14 protein-coding genes are annotated in these 18596 nt (G+C 58.2%); 5 read left to right on the top strand and 9 right to left on the bottom strand.

The window, feature by feature from the left end; all coding sequences use genetic code 11:
• Positions 1-30 precede the first annotated feature (30 nt).
• Positions 31-1500, bottom strand: coding sequence for a glucose-6-phosphate dehydrogenase (gene zwf, locus WC600_01515; GenBank protein MFA4901400.1), 1470 nt, complete (start codon positions 1498-1500; stop codon positions 31-33).
• A 789-nt stretch (positions 1501-2289) separates the two neighbouring features.
• On the opposite strand from zwf, the gene WC600_01510 reads away from it, so the two are divergent.
• Positions 2290-3105 (top strand): NYN domain-containing protein, encoded by an 816-nt coding sequence (locus WC600_01510; GenBank protein ID MFA4901399.1) that lies wholly within the window; start codon positions 2290-2292, stop codon positions 3103-3105.
• 146 nt (positions 3106-3251) lie between these two features.
• A complete protein-coding gene (glgA, locus tag WC600_01505; protein MFA4901398.1) occupies positions 3252-4706 on the top strand; it encodes a glycogen synthase GlgA in 1455 nt (484 codons plus the stop codon).
• A gap of 138 nt (positions 4707-4844) precedes the next feature.
• On the opposite strand, the gene WC600_01500 is transcribed toward glgA, so the two are convergent.
• From WC600_01500 to WC600_01490, 3 genes are all read right to left on the bottom strand, one after another.
• Complete coding sequence (locus WC600_01500) at positions 4845-5099, bottom strand: hypothetical protein (protein MFA4901397.1); 255 nt, start codon at positions 5097-5099, stop codon at positions 4845-4847.
• Positions 5096-5296 carry a hypothetical protein gene (locus WC600_01495; GenBank protein MFA4901396.1) on the bottom strand — a complete coding sequence of 67 codons (201 nt, stop codon included), beginning with the start codon at positions 5294-5296 and terminating at the stop codon, positions 5096-5098. The genes WC600_01500 and WC600_01495 overlap by 4 nt, the downstream gene beginning before the upstream one ends.
• 158 nt (positions 5297-5454) lie before the next feature.
• Positions 5455-7680 carry a heavy metal translocating P-type ATPase gene (locus WC600_01490; GenBank protein MFA4901395.1) on the bottom strand — a complete coding sequence of 742 codons (2226 nt, stop codon included), beginning with the start codon at positions 7678-7680 and terminating at the stop codon, positions 5455-5457.
• Positions 7681-7762: 82 nt separating this feature from the next.
• Between WC600_01490 and WC600_01485 the strand changes: the two genes are divergently transcribed.
• The 3 genes from WC600_01485 to WC600_01475 all read left to right on the top strand — a co-directional run bounded on the left by WC600_01485 (position 7763) and on the right by WC600_01475 (position 10584).
• Entirely contained in the window at positions 7763-9220 is a 1458-nt protein-coding gene (locus WC600_01485) for a M23 family metallopeptidase (GenBank protein ID MFA4901394.1), read from the top strand.
• Positions 9221-9314: 94 nt separating this feature from the next.
• A complete protein-coding gene (locus WC600_01480; GenBank protein ID MFA4901393.1) occupies positions 9315-9923 on the top strand; it encodes an L-threonylcarbamoyladenylate synthase in 609 nt (202 codons plus the stop codon).
• Positions 9916-10584: a formyltransferase family protein gene (locus WC600_01475; protein ID MFA4901392.1), complete on the top strand. Its 669-nt coding sequence runs from the start codon at positions 9916-9918 to the stop codon at positions 10582-10584. The genes WC600_01480 and WC600_01475 overlap by 8 nt, the downstream gene beginning before the upstream one ends.
• Before the next feature lie 85 nt (positions 10585-10669).
• Here WC600_01475 and WC600_01470 read toward each other — a convergent pair whose 3' ends face one another.
• From WC600_01470 to WC600_01450, 5 genes are all read right to left on the bottom strand, one after another.
• Positions 10670-11683, bottom strand: coding sequence for a glycosyltransferase family 87 protein (locus tag WC600_01470; GenBank protein ID MFA4901391.1), 1014 nt, complete (start codon positions 11681-11683; stop codon positions 10670-10672).
• Positions 11684-12165: 482 nt separating this feature from the next.
• Positions 12166-13056 carry a signal peptide peptidase SppA gene (sppA, locus tag WC600_01465; protein MFA4901390.1) on the bottom strand — a complete coding sequence of 297 codons (891 nt, stop codon included), beginning with the start codon at positions 13054-13056 and terminating at the stop codon, positions 12166-12168.
• A gap of 6 nt (positions 13057-13062) precedes the next feature.
• The gene (locus WC600_01460) at positions 13063-15582 is read right to left on the bottom strand and encodes a 30S ribosomal protein S1 (GenBank protein MFA4901389.1); all 2520 of its coding nucleotides are present in this window, start codon (positions 15580-15582) and stop codon (positions 13063-13065) included.
• Entirely contained in the window at positions 15583-16698 is a 1116-nt protein-coding gene (gene hisC, locus WC600_01455; protein ID MFA4901388.1) for a histidinol-phosphate transaminase, read from the bottom strand.
• Positions 16699-17008: 310 nt separating this feature from the next.
• Complete coding sequence (locus WC600_01450; protein MFA4901387.1) at positions 17009-18571, bottom strand: serine hydrolase; 1563 nt, start codon at positions 18569-18571, stop codon at positions 17009-17011.
• Positions 18572-18596 lie beyond the last annotated feature (25 nt).

The raw sequence follows: 18596 nt of genomic DNA, 5'->3' as shown, positions 1-18596 counted from the left end.
CCGCGCGCTTTTAAGAATATCTACCACAGTCTAGCGATAAAGCAAAGTCGGGTCCGGCCATTCCAACAGGAGGTCCGTGCCCGGGGGACCCCAGGCGCCGGCGGGGTAGAACTGCACGCTCCCCGGCGGCGGGTCCAAGGCCGGGGCGTAGATGCGCCAGGCCCACTCCACTTCGTCGGCCCGGACAAACAGGGTCTGGTCGCCGGCCATGATATCCAGGAGGAGAGTCTCGTAGGCCTCGGGCAGGGGGACCGCCTCTTCGGAGTAGCGATACCGGAGGCGCTTGGTCTTGAGTTGCAGGGGCTCCCCCGGGGCTTTTACTTCGAATAGGAGGTCGAAGCCTTCATCGGGCTGCACCGTAAACACCAGGACGTTGGGGCTGCAGGTCCCGGCGTAGTGGGGCTCGAAGACCCACACGGGCGGGCAGCTGAAGGTCACGGCGATCTGGGTGAAGCGCCGGGGCAGGCGTTTGCCGGTTACCAGATAAAAGGGCACTCCTTGCCAGCGCCAGTTCTCCACGAAAAGCTTTAAGGCCACGAAGCTGTCGGTTTGGGAATCGGGGGAGACCCCCGCGGTTTCCCGGTAGCCCGGCACCTCCTGGCCGTTGATGCTCCCCCGGGTATACTGGCCGTAGATCACGTTTTCCGGCAGAACCGGGGCGACGGCCCGCAAGACCTTGGCCTTTTCGGTGCGGATACTCTCGGCGTCGAAGGCAACCGGCACTTCCATGGCAGTGAGGGTGAGGAGCTGGGTGAGGTGGTTCTGGACCATGTCCCGGAGGGCCCCGGCCTGATCGTAGTATCCGGCCCGGCCTTCCACCCCCAGGCTTTCGGCCACGGTAATCTGGACGCTCTTTACCAGATTCCGATGCCAGAGCGGCTCGAAAATGGCGTTGGCGAACCGAAAGATCAAGAGATTCTGGACGGTCTCTTTGCCCAGATAATGGTCGATGCGGTAGACCTGGGATTCGCTGAAATACCGGTGGATCTGCTCATTGAGGATGATGGCGGAGTCCAGGTCTTTGCCGAAGGGCTTTTCCACCACCAGCCGGGTCCAGCCCGAGTCTGCATTGAGACCGGCTTCGCCCAGGCCGGCAATGGTGTGCATATAAGCTTGAGGCGGCATCGCCAGGTAAAAGACCCGGTTGCCGGGCAAATGGTGCTCTTCCTCCAGGGAGCGGATGCGAACCGCCAGGGCTTTAAAGTCTTCCGGCGTACCCGCTCCCAGACTCTGGAAGAAAAGACACTCGCTACACCACTGGCCGGCCGGGTCGTTAAGGGGGCCAGCCTCGGTCAGGGCCTCTAAGGCCAAGGCCCGGAAGCCTGTATCCGTCAGCCCGGTCTTTCTGGACGCCCCCAGGATGATCAGGGGGTCGGGGACGGCCCCGCTGGCCCGCAACTGGTAGAGGGCCGGCAGGAGCTTGCGCCGCATCAGGTCGCTGGTGCCTCCCAGGACCACGAAGAGGTGAGGCTCAACGTTATGGGAACGAAGGGTAGTCATATTCTGTCCTGGATTCCTAACTTATTATCCTTATGGCCAAAAGTCTTTTCTTATCCACCCCTTACTCTAACCCTCTCTCCACGCTGGGGGGAGAGGGAAAAAGATGAAGGAACTTTTGAGCCGCTGGCAAAAGTCTCCTAGTCTGTCATTCTAAGGGAGAGAAGCGACCGAAGAATCTCAAAAAATAGAGGAAAATATGAGATCCTGCGCTCCGCTCAGGATGACAAAAAGGCTTTTTGCAAGAGCCTCTTTTGGCAATTGTCCTGTTTGGCCGTTGACCGGCGGTGCCTACTCTAACATAAGGAATCTTCCACCGGTCCGCAACCCTGGGAATCTGCGGGAGGTATGGCTCTGGAGAACTAGCTTGCAGCTTGGGCTTTTTTTCTCTAAACTTTCATGGTTAAAGGCGGGAGGAAGGCAAAGGCCGGCACGTGGCCTAAAGCGCAGACCTGGCCTGGCCCCGTTACTTCCGCGGCTCGCCTTCAAGAACGGGGCCTGACTTCACTCAAATGGTTGGGAGCGGAGCATTGTGCTTGTCTGCCTTTCCTGCCAAAATTTTTAGAAGCCCCCCCGACGAGGGAAGGCAAGGTGTTGAACGATGCCCGGCCTTTTGGGCCGCGGCCTTGAGGACCGACTTTATTAGTGATGGTATTGTGGGCAGTTCATAAATAATTTCCAGCCACTTGGATGTCCGGTCTGGCCGACCAGCTTCTCCTGGAGCCGGTCCGGGGCCCCCTGAGGTTGCTTGCGGATATTAGTTTCGCAGGAATAATAAGGAGTTAAAATATTATGGCCAACCGTCGAGTCGGAGTCTATGTTGACTCTATGAATATCATGCGGAACGGCGGCTACGGGATGCGCTATGAAGTGATCCGGCGTTTTGTTGCCCGGGACGGCGATGAAGTGATGCGACTGAATGCCTATGTAGCCCTTGACGAAGAGCGCGCCGTCTCTGATCCCAATTACAAAACGACCTTGAATTTTATCCTGACGTTGCGGGATTTGGGTTTCAAAGCCGTGGAGAAGGCGATCCGCTGGTACACGGATGATTCCGGCCGCACCTACGGCAAGGCCAATCTGGATATGGAAATGGGGCTGGACATCGTGTCGCAATCGGACCGCCTGGACCTGATCTACTTGTTCACCGGTGACGGTGATTTCTGCAGCGTGGTGACCATGGCGCAGAACAAGGGCTGCCGGGTGGAACTGGTGGCCTTTGCCAATGTATCGATGCGGCTGCGCCGGGAAGTGGACCTGTTCGTCCCCGGGTACTTGGTGCCGGGGTTATTGCCCACCACCCCGCCCGCCGCGGGGGCTCCCGCCTGGGGGGAGGTGGGCAGCCGGGTCCGGGGGGTGTGCACGAAATACTTTTTGGACCGCTCCTATGGCTTTTTCCGATTCATGCACAGCTTCGGCAAGGTATGGATTACCGACACGCGCCTGGAAGAATCCCCCTATACTTCGGTGTTTTTTATGGAAAAAGACCTGCCGCCGGGGATCCATGCCGAGAACTTGCCCAGCCGCGATTATATCTTCGAGTTCAACCTCAGCGAAGGCGAAAAAGGCTTCGTGGCGTCGGATATTGAGTTGATTTATAAGTATTAGCGGTCAGCTTTCAGCTATCAGTGGTCAGCTTAAAGACAAGACCAAGGATTAATATCGTATCTTGCATGGCGCCGTAGATTTTAACCTGATCCGGCGGAGTTTTTAGGCTGAAAGCTGATCGCTGACAGCTGCCACAAGGAGAGCCCATGGGCCAGAAACCGCGTGTGCTGTTCGTTGCTTCGGAGGGAGTGCCTTTTGCCAAGACCGGGGGGCTGGCCGATGTTGTGGGCACGCTGCCCCAGGCCCTTATAGAGCAGGGGGCGGAAGTCAAGGTTCTTATGCCCTATTATGGCATGGTGAAGCAGGGGAAGGCGCCCACCACCACCATCGCCGAGGATCTGGAAGTGAACCTGGGGTTGATCAACCACACCTTCAATCTCAAGGCCCCAGCGGAGTCGGGCTCGCCGTTCTATTTTGTGGAGCGGGACGAATTTTACGACCGCAGCCAGCTCTACGGCACCCCCCGGGGAGATTACTTTGACAACCTGGAGCGCTTCGCCTTTTTCTGCGGCGCAGTTCTGCCCTTTTGCCGGGCCCTGGACTTTACCCCCGACGTGATCCATTGCCATGACTGGCAGAGTGCTTTGGTGCCGGTGTACCTGAAGCAGCGCTGGGCCGGTGAGGCGGTCTTCGCCAAGGCGAAAACGGTGTTCACCATTCACAATCTGGCCTATCAGGGTCTCTTTACCAAGGAAAAATATCCTTTGTTGGGCCTGGATTGGTCCTTTTTCTCCATCGACGGCCTGGAGTACTACGGCCAGATCAACCTGCTCAAGGGCGGCATCGTCTGCGCCGACGCGGTTACCACCGTGAGCCCCCGCTACAGCGTGGAGATCCAGACCGAGGAACTCGGCTATGGCCTGGAGGGGGTGCTGAAAACCCGGGCCGAGCAGTTACACGGCATCTTGAATGGCGTGGATTATCAGGATTGGAGCCCCGAGACCGACTCCCTGATCCCGGCCGCGTTCAGCCCGAAGGATTTGGGTGGCAAGGCCGCGAACAAGGCTGCCCTGATGGAGGCCTTCGACCTGTCCCAGGACCTGGCTGAGGCCCCCATCCTGGCCGTAATCTCCCGGCTGGCAGACCAGAAGGGCTTTGATCTGTTAGCCGAAATTTTGCCCAAGCTCATGAAACTGAAGCTGATGCTGGTGATCCTGGGGACCGGGGACGAGAAGTACCACCGCTGGCTCACGGCCGAGGCCCCCAAATACAGGGGCAAGCTGGGGGCGAAGATCGCCTTTAATAACCAGATGGCCCACCTCATGGAAGCCGGGGCCGACATGTTCCTCATGCCGTCGCGCTACGAGCCCTGCGGCTTAAACCAGATTTACTCCATGAAGTACGGCACCATTCCCGTGGTCCGGGAAACCGGGGGCCTGGCGGACACGGTAACCCCGGTGGGCGACCCCAAGACTCTGGGCACCGGCTTTGTGTTCAGCGACTACACCCCGGAGGCGTTCCTGAAAGCGATCCATACCGCGCTGGACGCTTATGCCAATAAGGACCTGTGGCAGCGCATCATGCTCCACGCCATGGCACAGGATTTTTCCTGGAAGGTGTCGGCGAAGGCTTATTTGGAACTGTATAAGAGTTTGGTGTGAGAAAGCTGGGGAAGGGGGCCAGGGGCTTTTTCGTAAGCGGCCCCTGCCGCCCCTTCCCCAGACCCCATCCCCCAACCCCAATAAGAAGGGGCGACCCGTTGGGCCGCCCTTTTATCTGCAGTATTCCTCAACAGGCGGTTAGCCAATCAGGTTATCGTAATCAGCGTGGCTACCTATCCAAAACCACAACACCCCATCGGAGATGCCGATACCCAAAGCACGATGAGATAGCCCGATGCGGACTGACCAAAAGCGGCCAATCTGTTTGAAATGCAAAGAAGGATGACGGGGGTCGTTTTTCAGCAGTGCGAAGCTTTTGCCGGCAAGCTGCTGAACCGGTTTGGGGAGAGCCCTTAGGCAGGTCCAGAACTGCGGGGAGGCGGAATGTTTCAAATCTCGTTACATTTGCCGCATTCCAAAGCCTCGAGTGCGGCTTCCGCCAAGGCGTCTAATTTGCCCGCCTGGACATCCTCTTCTATTTGAAGGTCCCAGGCCTCGGCATCGAAGTCATGGAACCACTTGCGAAAAGCCGACAGTTCTGCGGGCGAAAATTCCTGAATTTCACGTCCGATTTTCTCGATCTTGTTCATAGCCTCGATCCTCCAACAAATCATAATACTTTCAATGAGTTTATGCAAGATATGAGCTCTATCCAAAATGAAATGGTGCGCAGTGCGCACCATACATTACTATGGGGTTTGGGGGAGGGCTGCAGGGGCTTTCGCCCCCGGCCCCCTCCCCCAAGATATCACGCTTTGAAACGCCGCAGGCGCAAGGAGTTGGTCACGACGCTGACTGAGCTCATGGCCATGGCTGCGGCGGCCAGGGCCGGGTTGAGGGTCCAGCCCCACAGCGGGTAGAAGGCGCCCGCGGCTACGGGGATAGCCACGACGTTGTAGCAGAAGGCCCAGAAGAGGTTCTGGCGGATGATGCGCATCATCTGCCGGGAGAGGTTGATGGCCGCGGGGATCAGGTCCAGGTCGTCCCGGATGAGGGTTAGGTCCGCGGCCTCTAAGGCCACGTCGGCGCCGGTGCCTAAAGCGATGCCCACATCGGCCGCGGCCAGGGCCGGGGCGTCGTTGATGCCGTCGCCCACCATGGCCACCACTTCGCCATGGGCTTGCAGTTCCATGACTTTTAGGGCCTTATCACCGGGGAGCACTTCCGCCAGCACGTCCTCGATGCCGATACTTTTGGCCACTGCCGCGGCGGTCATTTTGTTGTCGCCGCTCAACAAGAGGATTTTCAACCCCATATTCTTCAAGGCGGCCACGGTCTTGGCGGCCCGGGGCTTTAAGGTGTCGGCCGCGGCAATCACCCCCACGGGAAGACCTGCCACGGCCAGAAAGATGGCGGTTTTGCCCTCACGGGACAGTTGGTCCTGCTGATGGTTGATAAGCGGGGAGGAGATACCTTGCTGGGAGAGAAAGGCCAGGTTCCCCAAGATTACTGCTTGACCGTCGATCTTGGCCTCCACCCCCAGCCCCGGCACGGCCTGGAAATCCTCAACACGTGGCAAGGTCAGGCCCTGGGCTCCTGCGGCGTGGGTGACGGCCTCAGCCAGGGGGTGCTCCGATTTCGCCTCCAGGGCCGCGGCGTGAGCCAGGACCGCCTGTGCGCTCCAATGCTCCCAGGTGTGGACGTCAGTGACCTGGGGAGTGCCCCGGGTGAGGGTGCCGGTCTTATCGAAGATGACGGTGGTGAGGCGGTAGGCCCGCTCCAGGGCTTCGCCGCCCCGCATGAGGATGCCCAATTCCGCGCCTCGGCCCGAGCCTACCATGACCGCGGTGGGGGTGGCCAGGCCCATGGCGCAAGGGCAGGCGATGATGAGCACCGCCACCATGCCGATGATGGCCCGGCTAAAGGTGGGAGGTGGACCCCAGAAGTACCAGGCCAGAAAGGTTGCCGCCGCCAAACCCATAACCACCGGCACGAAGATGCCGGCTACCTTATCCACCAAGCGCTCGATGGGGGCTTTGCTGGTCTGGGCCTGCTCCACCAAGCGGATGATCTGGGAGAGCACCATGTCTTGTCCCACCCGGGTGGCCTTGAAGACCAAAAACCCCCGGTGGTTCAAGGTGGCGCCCCAGACTTCGGCCCCCGGTTCCTTGGCCACGGGCATGCTTTCGCCGGTGAGCATGGACTCGTCCACGCTGCTGTTGCCTTCCGCGACGATGCCGTCCACGGGGATTTTCTCACCCGGCCGCACCACCACCAGGTCGCCAACCGCGACTTCAGACAGAGGCAGTTCCAGTTCCTGGCCATCCCGGCGCACCCGGGCGGTGGGTGGGGCCAGGGCAAAGAGGCGGCGCAGCGCTTCCGAGGCCCGGCCTCGGGTGCGGGCTTCCAGCCAGCGGCCCAGGAGGATGAAGGTGATGATCATCACTGCGGTGTCGTAGTAGACTGCAGGGTCGTGGCCCGCGGCGGCGACGCTCTCGGGAAAGAAGGTGACCCAGGCGGAGTAGAAGTAGGCGGCGGAGGTGCCCAGGGCTACCAGGGTATCCATGTTGGTGGACAGGTGCCGGGCGGCGTTCACGGCCCCGGCAAAGAACGGGGCGCCGGAATAAAACATCACCGGAGTGGCAAAGATGAGCAGGATGAAGGCCATGGTGTGGTGGCTGAGGCCGATGGCGGCCATCACCCCCGGGACCATGAAGAGCCACACCGGCAGGCTTAACAGCAGGGCCAGGAGGAAGCGGCGGCGAAATTCTTTAACCTCGGCCTCAGGCGATTTTGGAGCCCGTTGCTCTTTGGTCGCGGCCTCAACTTCATAACCGGCGCCGGTCACCACCTGGGTGAGGGCATCGGGGTTGGTCAGGTGGGAATTATAGCGAATCCGGGCTTGTCGAGTGGCGAGGTTGACCGTGGCCAATTCGACGCCGGGGGCGGCGGTCAGGGCGCGCTCCACCCGGGCTACGCAGGCGGCGCAGTGCATGCCCCCTACGGAGAGAATGATTTCTTCGCTTGCTGCCATGAGGCGTCTCCTGCGATTGCTAGTCTGGAGGAAAGCCGGGCCACTTCTTGCTCCCTAGGCCTATACCTGATACTATACACCCATGGGCAAGAACTGGAAACAGCGTTGGGGACGCAAGTTCGGCAACGTAGTGTGGGTTGCGATTGGGCTAGGCCTTATCGTCCTGCTGGTGTGGCTGGCGGTGGGCCGCCTGGACTTCGACGATCCCACGGTGGCGCTGAAAACCCCGGTGGAGGTGGTAGGGGCTAAAACCGTCCTGACGGTGGATGCCGCAGATCAGAGCAGCGGCTTGAAGGCGGTCAAGGTCACCTTTTCCCAGGGGGGCCAGAGTAAGGTGGTGCTGGATCGCACCTTTCCTCCGGGAGGCGGCAAGGGTGAGACCGTGGATCTGCAGGTGATTTTAGAGCCCAAGGCCCTGGGTTTCCAGGAGGGCAAGGCCACCTTGAACGTCCAGGCCTGGGACCGCTCCTGGCACCGCCTGTTTCGGGGTCACACCGCGTCGTTCAGCCGGGACGTGGTTATCGATTTGGTGCCCGTCAACCTGACGTATCAAGGGGTGAGTCACCTGCTGCATGCCGGGGGGACCGGCGTGATCGGCTACCGGCTTAACAAAGAGGTTAAAGAGTCGGGCGTCATGGTGGGGGGGCGGTTCTTTCAGGGTTTCCCCAACCCCAAGGGGGGCAAAGGGGACTATGTGGTGCTGTTCGCGGTGCCTCAGGAAGGACCCAATACCTTCCCGGTGGAACTTGTGGCCCGGCCGTCTTTGGGCAATGAAATCAAGCAGTCGGTGTCTTTGAAGTCCAAGCCCCGGAAGTGGCGGCATGACAACCTCAACCTCCCGGACGGCTTTCTGCGCAAGGTGGCCACCAGCCTGCCGGTGCCCAATCCCAACGACTTGCTGGGGTCCTATCTGGAGGTCAACCGGAATACGCGCAAGCTTAATCACGAGACGTTCCAGAAAGTCAGCTCCCACAGCGCCCCCCAGCCCTTATGGGTCGGAGCCTTCCAACGGTTTTATGGCAAACCCATGGCACGGTTTGGCGACCGGCGCACTTATATGTATCAGGGCAAAGCCGTGGATCAGCAGACGCATCTGGGCGAGGACCTGGCTTCCCTGGTGAACAGCCCGGTGTATGCCGGGAATAACGGCGTGGTAGTCTATGCCGATGACCTGGGGATTTATGGAAAGACGGTGATGCTGGACCATGGCCTGGGGGTTTTCTCCAGCTATAGTCATATGAGCAAGATCGACGTGAAGGTGGGGGATAAGCTGCAGAAAGGCGCGGTCCTGGGGCAAACCGGCACCACGGGCCTGGCGGCCGGCGATCATCTCCATTTCGCCATCAACCTCCAGGGTGAGTTTGTCGATCCCCTGGAGTGGTGGGACCCCCACTGGATTAGGGATCAGGTGGAAAAGGTCTGGGCCCAGGCGGGGGCTTCGGTGGCGCAGGCGGCAGCCCCAGAGAGCGGCGAGCCCAAAAAGGCCAAGGGCAAGAAGAAAGCTGGCAAGGCGAAGGCCAAGCCAAAGAAAATTAATTAACTGGCAGATGCAAGGTGTCAGGGGTTAGAGATTTTTTCCAGAGCCCAGAACCTGCCTCTTAGTATTCTTGGTGGAATAAATCAACAGGTAAACCATGATCATCAAAATCAATCCCGACAATCCCCAGGAACGCCTCCTGCGCAAGGCCGTGGAGGCGCTCTCCGGGGGCGGTCTCATCGCCTACCCGACGGATACCTGCTACGCCATCGGTTGCGACCTGTTTAATCTCAAGGGCATTAACCGGATTTACCACCTCAAGCGCCAGCCCTTGAATAAGCCTTTCAGTATTATCTGCCAGGATTTGAAGAACATCAGCGAATACGCCCGGGTGGGGAACTCCGCCTACAAGGTTATGAAACGCCTCTTACCCGGCCCCTATACCTTTGTCCTGGAAGCTTCCCGCCAGGTGCCGAAGATTCTCCAAACCAAACGGCGCACCGTGGGCATCCGGGTGCCGGACCACCCCATTGCCCTGGGGCTGGTGGCGCTCTTGGGACATCCCATCATTACCACCACCGCGGCCCTGCCGGACGGGCCGGTTGAGAGCGACCCCTACGAGATCGAGATCAAGTTCAAACCGCACCTGGAGTTGGTGATCGATGGCGGCATTGTCCTGCCGGACCCCTCCAGTATCATTGCCTTCATGGACGATGTGCCTGAAGTGCTCCGGGAAGGGAAGGGGGATGTGAGCGAGTTTGCCTAAACCTCATCCAAATATCCTGGTCTTTGCTTCCGGGACAAAAACCGGCGGCGGGTCCGGATTTGAGACGATGGTAAGGGCGGCGCGGGCCAGGCCGCCAATTTTAGACGCGTGGATTTGTGCGGTTATCACGAATCATTTTGACGGCGGGGTCTGGCAAAAGGCCAAAGCACTCGGGATACCTTCCGAATACTGGGTTGGTCCTTATCTGGGTCAGGGCTATCAAAACTTTGTAAAGTATTTCAACGCTGATTATGTCATGCTCTCCGGCTGGCTGAAGCTGGTAGCAGGCCTTGACCCGGCGCGGACGATCAATATCCATCCTGGTCCTTTGCCCCGCTTTGGCGGGCCGAACCTTTACGGCCATTATGTGCACGAAGCGGTTATAGCCGCTTATCAGCGCGGGGAAATTACCCACAGTGCGGTCACCATGCATTTTGTTGATGCGAAATATGACCGTGGCCCGATATTTTTTGCGCTGCCGGTTCCCATTGAGCCGGGCGATACCCCGGAGACCCTGGCGGCCAAGGTGAATCAGGCTGAACATGAGTGGCAACCCCGGGTGCTCAACTATGTGGTGCAGGGGCAGGTGCGGTTGGTGGGCAAGGAAGTTGTCTATGAAACGGAAGAACTGAAACGCTTGTTGCTGCCCGAGGCGGAGTAAGGCAAAATCCCCAGCGAGGGGCAAGGGGGGAAGCGGCCGATTTTCCGGGTTAGATTAGATGGTGGGAATTATGGCGCGGTCTTTTTCACGGGCTTTGCAACGGCACGACCGCCGATTTGGATTCGTGGATGCCTGTCAGGTTAAGATAAAGGAGAACCAATAAAATTAAAGGGGTTATCTGAACCACATTACCTTCCGCGAGAAACCTGGATATGAAGGGGGTAATCCAGCCCAGCACCAGGAAGATTTTATCCCTTGGCCCCCAGCCTTTCTGCCATCCTTCCCAGCCGATCCAGGCAAGGGGGATGGCCAGCCGAACCAACTCGTATTCGGAACCGTAAGGAGTAAAGAGCAGGCTTCCCAGGGTAAGCACCGAAACCCGGATGGCCATATCCACCCTTTGAAACCAGGTCCAGATAACTGCGCCAGCCGCGACTGCCATAACGGCTCCCTGGAGGCAGTACGCGAGAGTCAGGCCCCCCCCTGCCATGAGAGTCGCTGCGAAGATCGTCGGCATCTTCCCCAGAGAGGCTACCCCCTGCTCGAGGGCCTGCATTGGAACATTGCGAATGTGCCAGAAGGCCGCCCAGGTTTCCCAGCCCAAGATCAGACCGCTGGCAAGAGCCAAAAGCCCGCCGGATATTATTGTGGCTCCTAAAGTCCGCCAGTAGCGTCCGGCAATTAAGGCCAGGGGTATTAAAATAAAAAAATTGGGCTTATAGACGAGAACTCCAAAGACCATTCCCGCCAAGAAAGGATACGATTCCAGGAGGAGTAAGCCCCCGCCAAACAGGGCAGCGGAGAAGAGGCCATTTTGACCGTAATTGAGGTTCATCAAGGCCCCGGGGAAGGCCAAGGCCAGCCAGATCGTCATGGGATGAGGGGCGATGCGCCGCACCGCAACTATATAACCACCCAGGGTTAAGGATAGCCAGGAGGCCAACGACGCATAATAGGGCAAGAGAGCTAAGGGAGAGACCATTAATAAAAAAATGGGGGGGTAAAACCAGGGAGTGTTCAACCCAGGACCCGCGATTTGGGTTAACGCCTGGTAGAATTGAGCCATGTCATAGACTGCAGCAGGTCTTCCTGCCAGCACGAAGGAAGACGCCAGCCAGTATTGCAGAAAATCGTTATATTCCCAGGGTGCGTTGGGTAGTTTAAAAGCTAACTTAATAATGATATTTAAGAGATAGGTGAATATAATAATTTTAGGAATAATTTTAATTATATTTGAGAATAGCCAACTACGATTTATACTGCGCTTCATTAATTATTCTCCAAGAAAATAAAAGCATAGACCATAAGCCATTTCAAAGTCGGGTTGTTCTGTCATCCTGAACGGAGTAAGAGATTCTTCGCTACGCTCAGAATGACAAATCATAGGGAAAACAGGTTGTTAAATGGCTTTATATGTTATCTTTATAGTATCAATAAAGTCATTTATAGTAACAACTTATTATCCCTATGGAAAGTTTTTTCGAGGGAGAATTTCAGAGGCAATGGCAGGCAGAAATCTTGACAGCCTGTAAAGAACGGGGCTTAAACTTCTGGTAATGAAGGCTGCGGCGCGGGCCGAGCTTACCTAAACCACGGCGGCAAAAACGCCGGTTCGGGGTAGGGGAGGGCTTTAAGGTTGCTTAAGGTATCCTCGGTTTCCTGGCCCAGGAGAAGGCGGAGGAGGGAAAAGCCCTCTTTCTCGGCATACGTGGCCTCAACTTTGCCAGTGATGCCCCCCAGACGGCCGGCCTTTTCGATGGCGTCGGGGAGATTGCCGAAGTCGTCCACCAGACCGATCTGTTTGGCTTCCTCGCCGGTGTAGATCTTGCCTTCCGCCAGGACCTTAATCCTGTCCAGAGGAATCTTGCGGTTGCGGGCGACGTCGTTTAAAAACTGCTGGTAGATGTTGTCAATGAGGACCTGGAGATAGGCCTTGTCTTCCGGGGTCATGGGGCGGAAGGGCGAGCCCACGTCCTTGTAGCGCCCGGCCTTCAGGTTGAAGAAGTCCAGCCCGATCTTCTTGGTGAGGCCCTCCACGTTGGTGAACTGCATGATCACACCGATGCTGCCGGTGGCGGTGCCCCGGTTGGCCATGATGAGGTCGGCCCCGGAGGCGATGTAGTAGCCTCCGGAGGCGGCCACAGTTCCCAGGGAAGCCACGATCTTTTTCTTCAGACGGACCTTTTCCACCTCGCGGAGGATCTCCTGGGCGGGACCCACGGCGCCGCCCGGGGAGTTAATGCGGAGTACGATGGCTTTGATACTGCTGTCGTCGCGGTAGCGGTCCAGTTGCTTGATGACGGTGCGGGAGTCGGCGAGGACTCCTTTGATCTCCACCACCCCGACCCGCTCCCGGGAGGCGAAGAGACTGCCTTTTCCCAGGAGCAGCAGGACTACGCCGGAAAGTCCCACAAAAAAGAGGACCACCAGAAAAGTGACCAAGCAACCGGTCCATAGAGTGCGCGATTTCATGATGTCTTAGTCATTGTCTTTATTCTGTTTCTCTTCCAGGGTCTCCCGAATCAGATCACCGATGTTGGTGGTGGCTTCGGTGCGGGAGTGCATATAATCCCGGTAGTGGGACTGCTCCTCGTCGGCTTCCATTTTCCGGATGCTCAGGCCGATGCGCCGTTCCTCGGCGGAACTGTGAATCACCTTGGCCCGGATAATGTCCCCCACATTGAGGGCCGCCATCTTCTGCTTATCCCGGCTCTGCTCCGAAATATGGATAAGGCCCTCGATGCCTTCCTCCACTTCGACGAAGAGACCGAAGTCGGTGATATTGGTGATGGGGCCAGCGACCACCGAGCCCATGGGGAAGCGCTGATCGATAGTCTGCCACGGGTTGGGCGTCAGATCCTTGATGCTCAAGGAAAAGCGCTCGTTGTCCTTATCGATATAGAGGACCTTGGCCTGGATCACCTGGCCTTTTTTGAATAACTCGGACGGGTGCTTGAAGCGCTTGGTCCAGGAGATGTCGGAGATGTGCACCAGGCCGTCGATGCCTTCGTCGATGCCGATGAAGATGCCGAAGTCGGTGATATTCTTGATTTTACCTTCGATCACCGAGCCCACCGGGTATTTTTCGCCGATGACTTCCCAGGGATTGGGCTCTACCTGCTTTAAGCTCAAGGATATGCGTTTCCGGGTGGGCTCCACTTCCAGGACCGTGGCTTCCACCACGTCGCCCACGCTTAACACCTGAGAAGGATGGCGGACTTTCCGGGTCCAGGACATCTCGGAGATGTGGATGAGTCCTTCCACCCCAGGTTCCAGTTCCACGAAGGCCCCGTAATCGGTGAGACTTACCACTTTGCCGGTGACGCGGCTGGCCAGGGGAAACTTCTCGTCCACCACGGTCCAGGGGTCCGGGGTGAGCTGTTTTAAACCCAGGGAGATACGCTCCTTGTCCGGATCGAAGCTCAGGACCTTTACCGTGATGGTGTCTCCTACTTTGAAGAGGTCCGCAGGATGGCGCACCCGGCCGTAGGAGAGATCGGTGATGTGGAGCAGCCCGTCCAGGCCACCCAAGTCAACGAAAATCCCGTAATCGGTGATATTTTTGACCACGCCTTCGACGATCTTACCCTCTTCCAGGGAGCCCAGCAGGGTGGTTTTGGCTTCGTTTTTGACTTTTTCCATCAGGACTCGGCGGGACAAGACCACATTGCGCCGTTTGCGGTTGAATTTCAAGACTTTGAAGGTATAGTGCTGGCCGATGAGATGGTCGGTATGGCGCATCGGTGCCAGGTCCACCTGGGAGCCGGGAAGGAAGGCGATGATGCCTCCCAGGTCCACGGAAAGGCCTCCCTTGACCTTGGCCACGATGGTGCCCTCCACATCGCCTTCGTTGTGGTAGGCGGCACTGACCTCTTCCCACACCTTGATCTTGGAGGCTTTGTTCTTGGAGAGCATCAAGGCCCCTTCTTCATCTTCCCGGCTCTCCATCAGAGCTTCCACTTCATCCCCCACCTGAGCGGTAACTTCACCTTCCGGGGTGGTGAATTCGTGGATGGGGATCTGCCCTTCGGACTTGTAGCCGATGTCCACCATGACATAATCTTTAGTGATGGACACGATGCGGCCCTTGACGACTTCCCCTTCCTGGACGCGCCTCAAGCTCTCTTCGTAGAGTTCGCTCATGGATTCCATATCCGGCATCTCCGAAATTGATTCAGCGGATGCCGAAGTAAATTCCGAGGTGGCGACCTCTTCGGTTTGCGACCGGTCTAAATCATTTTCTTCCGGCCGGGTGTGGTTAGTCAGTTCGTTGTTTTCCATACCGTCCATGTTAGCCCCCTTTGACAAGTTTACTGGGTTTAGGTTCCAACCTGCCGGATCTTTGATCCTGGCCAGGCACTGCTGTAACACTGCTTCAATGCTTAAATTTGTGGTGTCGATCACGCTGGCGTCCGCAGGGACACGCAGCGGCGAGTCCTCCCGGGTTTCATCCCTGAGGTCCCGGGCGGCGATATCCGCCATGGTATCGGCCAAAGACGGCTCGCCTTCTCCCTGCGATTCCCGGCGCCGGCGCTCGGCCCGGGTAGCCAGGGCCGCAGAGAGATAAAATTTATGCGTGGCTTCAGGAAAGACCACGGTGCCCTGGTCCCGGCCTTCAGTGACCACGCCGCCATTTTTGGCCAGATGGCGCAGCCGCTCTTTAACCCACTGGCGCACCAGGGAGAGGGCCGCCACCCGGGAAGACTCCCGGGTTACCAATGGGGACCTGAGCGCCTCGCTCACCTCGGCGCCGTCTACGACCAGGTGAAAACCCCGGGAATCTGCGGTCACCTCCGGGCTAAAAGCCTCGAGAAAGGCGGCCAGGGTCTCGGAGCGGTTCAGGTCCAGCCCCAGTTGCAAGGCCTGCCAGGCCACGGCCCGATATAAGGCGCCGCTGTCCAGGTAGAGGTAACCCAGGGATTGGGCCAGAAGGCGGGCGACCGTGCTTTTGCCGGCGCCAGCCGGGCCGTCAATGGTGATGATTCCCCGGGGGTCCACTCAGTTGCCTGACCCCAGGACCTTTTGCAATGCCGTAAGGAAGCGCCGGTTTTCGGCCGGCAGCCCCATATTGACTCGGATATAGTCAGGGAAACCGTAAGCGTCCATGGCCCGGATAATGACCCCTTCCCGCAACATCGCCTGATAAACAACTTGCCCGGCCTTAGGTACCCGGATGAGCACGAAATTGGTCTGGGTGGGGATGAAGGTCAATCCCAGCCGGTCAAGCCCGCGGTAGATCAGGTCTTTGCCCGTGAGCACGACCTCCCGGGTTCGGGCCAGAAAGGTGGTGTCTTTAAGCGCCGCCCGCGCGGCCACCTGGGCCAGGCGGTTGACGTTGAAGGGCATCCGCAGGCGATTTAAGTAGTCCATCAGTTCGCTGGGGCCGAAGCCGTAGCCGATGCGCAGGCCGGCTAGGCCATAGGCCTTGGAAAAGGTGCGGAGCCCCACCAGGGGGCGGTCCTCAGACAGATAATCCAGGCATGAGGGCACGTCAGGGTCATCGGCAAAGTCGATGTAGGCCTCATCTAAGACCACGGTGACGGTGGCAGGGATCGCCGCCAGAAAATCTTCCCATTCCTGGCGCCGAAACGCGGTGCCGGTGGGATTGTTGGGGTTGTTAAGCAGGATCAGCCGGGTCTGAGGCGTGACCGCCTGAGCCACGGCGGGAAGGTCAACCCGCATATCTTTCAAGGGCACCGGACGGAAAAAACCACCTACGGACTGGGTGATCAGGCCGTACATCAGAAAGGTGTGGGTGGTGCTCACCACTTCGCCCCCGGGGGGCACCAGGGCGCGGACCAGCAGATCCAGGACCTCGTCGGAGCCGTTGCCTAAAATCAACTGCTGGGGCGATATCCCCAGGTGGCGGGCCAGATCTTCCTTGAGGTAATAGGCGTGGCTGTCGGGGTAGCGATGCAGGCTCCCCAGGGTGTCCCGGATGGCGGCCAGGGCGAGGGGCGAAGGACCCAGGGGATTTTCATTGGATGCCAGTTTGATGGCACCGGTGAGTCCCAGTTCTCGTTCAAGTTCTTCGAGAGGTTTGCCGGCCTGATAGGGCGTCAGTTGGGTGAGATGAGGCAGAACAAGTGCGGTAAGTGGGTTGCTGGCTGCCATATAAAGTAATTACCAAGGCTTCCGGAGCCCGGAGAAGGGCGGGGGTAAAGGCCAAAAGGTTGAAAGGAGTGTTGTAGGAGATGAGTGGTTGACGAAAAATCAGACCAGACACCCTCCCCGAACCTCCTAAGGGTTTCGGGTGAGGTGTGCCTCCTTTACCCTAATTTACCTTTAGTTCAAACCGGTTACTCTTGGGACCGACTCCTTTGTTATCTGAATCTTGTCTGGCGTGCGAATTAACGTTATATGTATACCCCAAGTTGCCAAGAAAATCAAGCAATTTCGGCACAGACGGCAAAGTTCACCAAGCTCACGAGGCAGGTTTGTCCTCTACCCGCTTGAACTCCGTGACCCCGTCCCATCCCACTGATAGTCTTAAGGCCCGGCCATCGGGACCGATGGTAAAGACCGCGGGGGTAAAGTCTTCCGGCCAGTCAAAAGAGAAGGCATCCCGGTCAAACGGTTGCAACAGGACCTTTTTCTGATTCAGTCCTACGGCTATAAAGAGTTGGTCCTGTTCCGGGGTTACCGTAATCTGGCCGTAGATCGGGTTGCTATAGGCGCCGGCGTAGCGCGTAAGCGGCAGGGGCGGCGCGGGGGACGCGGGGCGCTGGGGCGGTTTGTCCTTGGCCTCTGTCTGCTTCATTTTCTCCAGGCCCACCTTACTCCAATCTTTGGGTGGGTTTTGGAAATAGAGATCAAAAAACTTAAAGGCCAGGGCCTCGGGCAGGTCCGTGATCAGGTTGGAAAGCACCACGATGCCGAGGCCGGCTTCAGGCATGAAGGCTACCATGGTCTTGTTGCCAGAGGTGCCGCCATTGTGCCAGATGAGGGGGTGGGGACGGAAGGGGTGGTACAGCCAGGCCTCGCAATAATACATCATCTTGCCGGGGTCCGTTCCAATGATAGTTTTGGGTGTTTGGAGGAAATTCAGGTTAACCTCGCTGATGAGTTGCTTGCCCTCAAACTTGCCCTTGCCCAGTTGCAGCCGCAGCCACTTGGTCATGTCCAGGATGTTGGAGTTGATGCCGCCAGCCGGTCCGTAGGTATAAACCCAGTTGTGGTCTGGCCAATCCGCCGGTATGGGCTCGATCTTATCTCCGGTTTTTTTGTGCAGCATGGTGACGTTTTGGGCCTGTTGGAATTCCGCCAGACTGGCCGTAGTGGCTGACATGCCCAGGGGTTCCAACAGGCGGGCCTTGAGGTTGTCCTCCCAGCTCTTGCCGGTGCACTTTTCCACTAGGGCGGCGGCCACCAGGAAGAGGCTGTTTTGATAGGCGTACTGGGAGCGGAAGCTGGTTACCGGCTTGAGGTAACGCAAGGAATGGATAATATGTGACCGGTCGAAGCCCATGAAGGCCTGGCAATCTCCGGCGTGGGCGGGCAGGCCGCTGTGCTGGGCCATGAGGTCGGCTACCTGGAACTCCCGGGTGACCCAGGGGTCGAGCATCTGAAACTGGTCCAGACGGTCCACCACCCGGTCCTGCCAGGCGAGCTTGTTTTCGTCCATCAGCATGGCCATCAGTGCCGCGGTGAAGGCCTTGGAGGTGGAGCCGATCTGAAAGATGGTATGTTCATCCACCTTAGCGTTGGCGCCTACCTTTTTGACGCCGAAGCCTTTGGCCAAGATGATCTTGTCGCCGGAGACGATGGCAATGGCCAGGCCGGGCACCTGCCAGTCCGTTCGGGCCTGTTCGACATATTTCTCAAAATCGGCCAGGATCTTTTTGAGCTGCGCGGGGGTTGGCTTTTTGGACTGTTCAGCCCGGGCCGGGGTTGAGAACATCCCGCCTGAGGCCAGGCAGGCCATGAGGAGGAGTAAGAGAAGAAACCGGTAGGAATATCGAGGTAACCGCTCGGGTAGGCGGGGCATAAACCTGTCCTCCTAGGCTAAAGGG

The organism is Desulfobaccales bacterium (assembly GCA_041648175.1).
Taxonomy (GTDB): Bacteria; Desulfobacterota; Desulfobaccia; order Desulfobaccales; family 0-14-0-80-60-11; genus 0-14-0-80-60-11.
The sequence above is the reverse complement of the archived record's forward strand: the minus strand, read 5'-3'. Positions and strand labels throughout refer to the sequence as shown.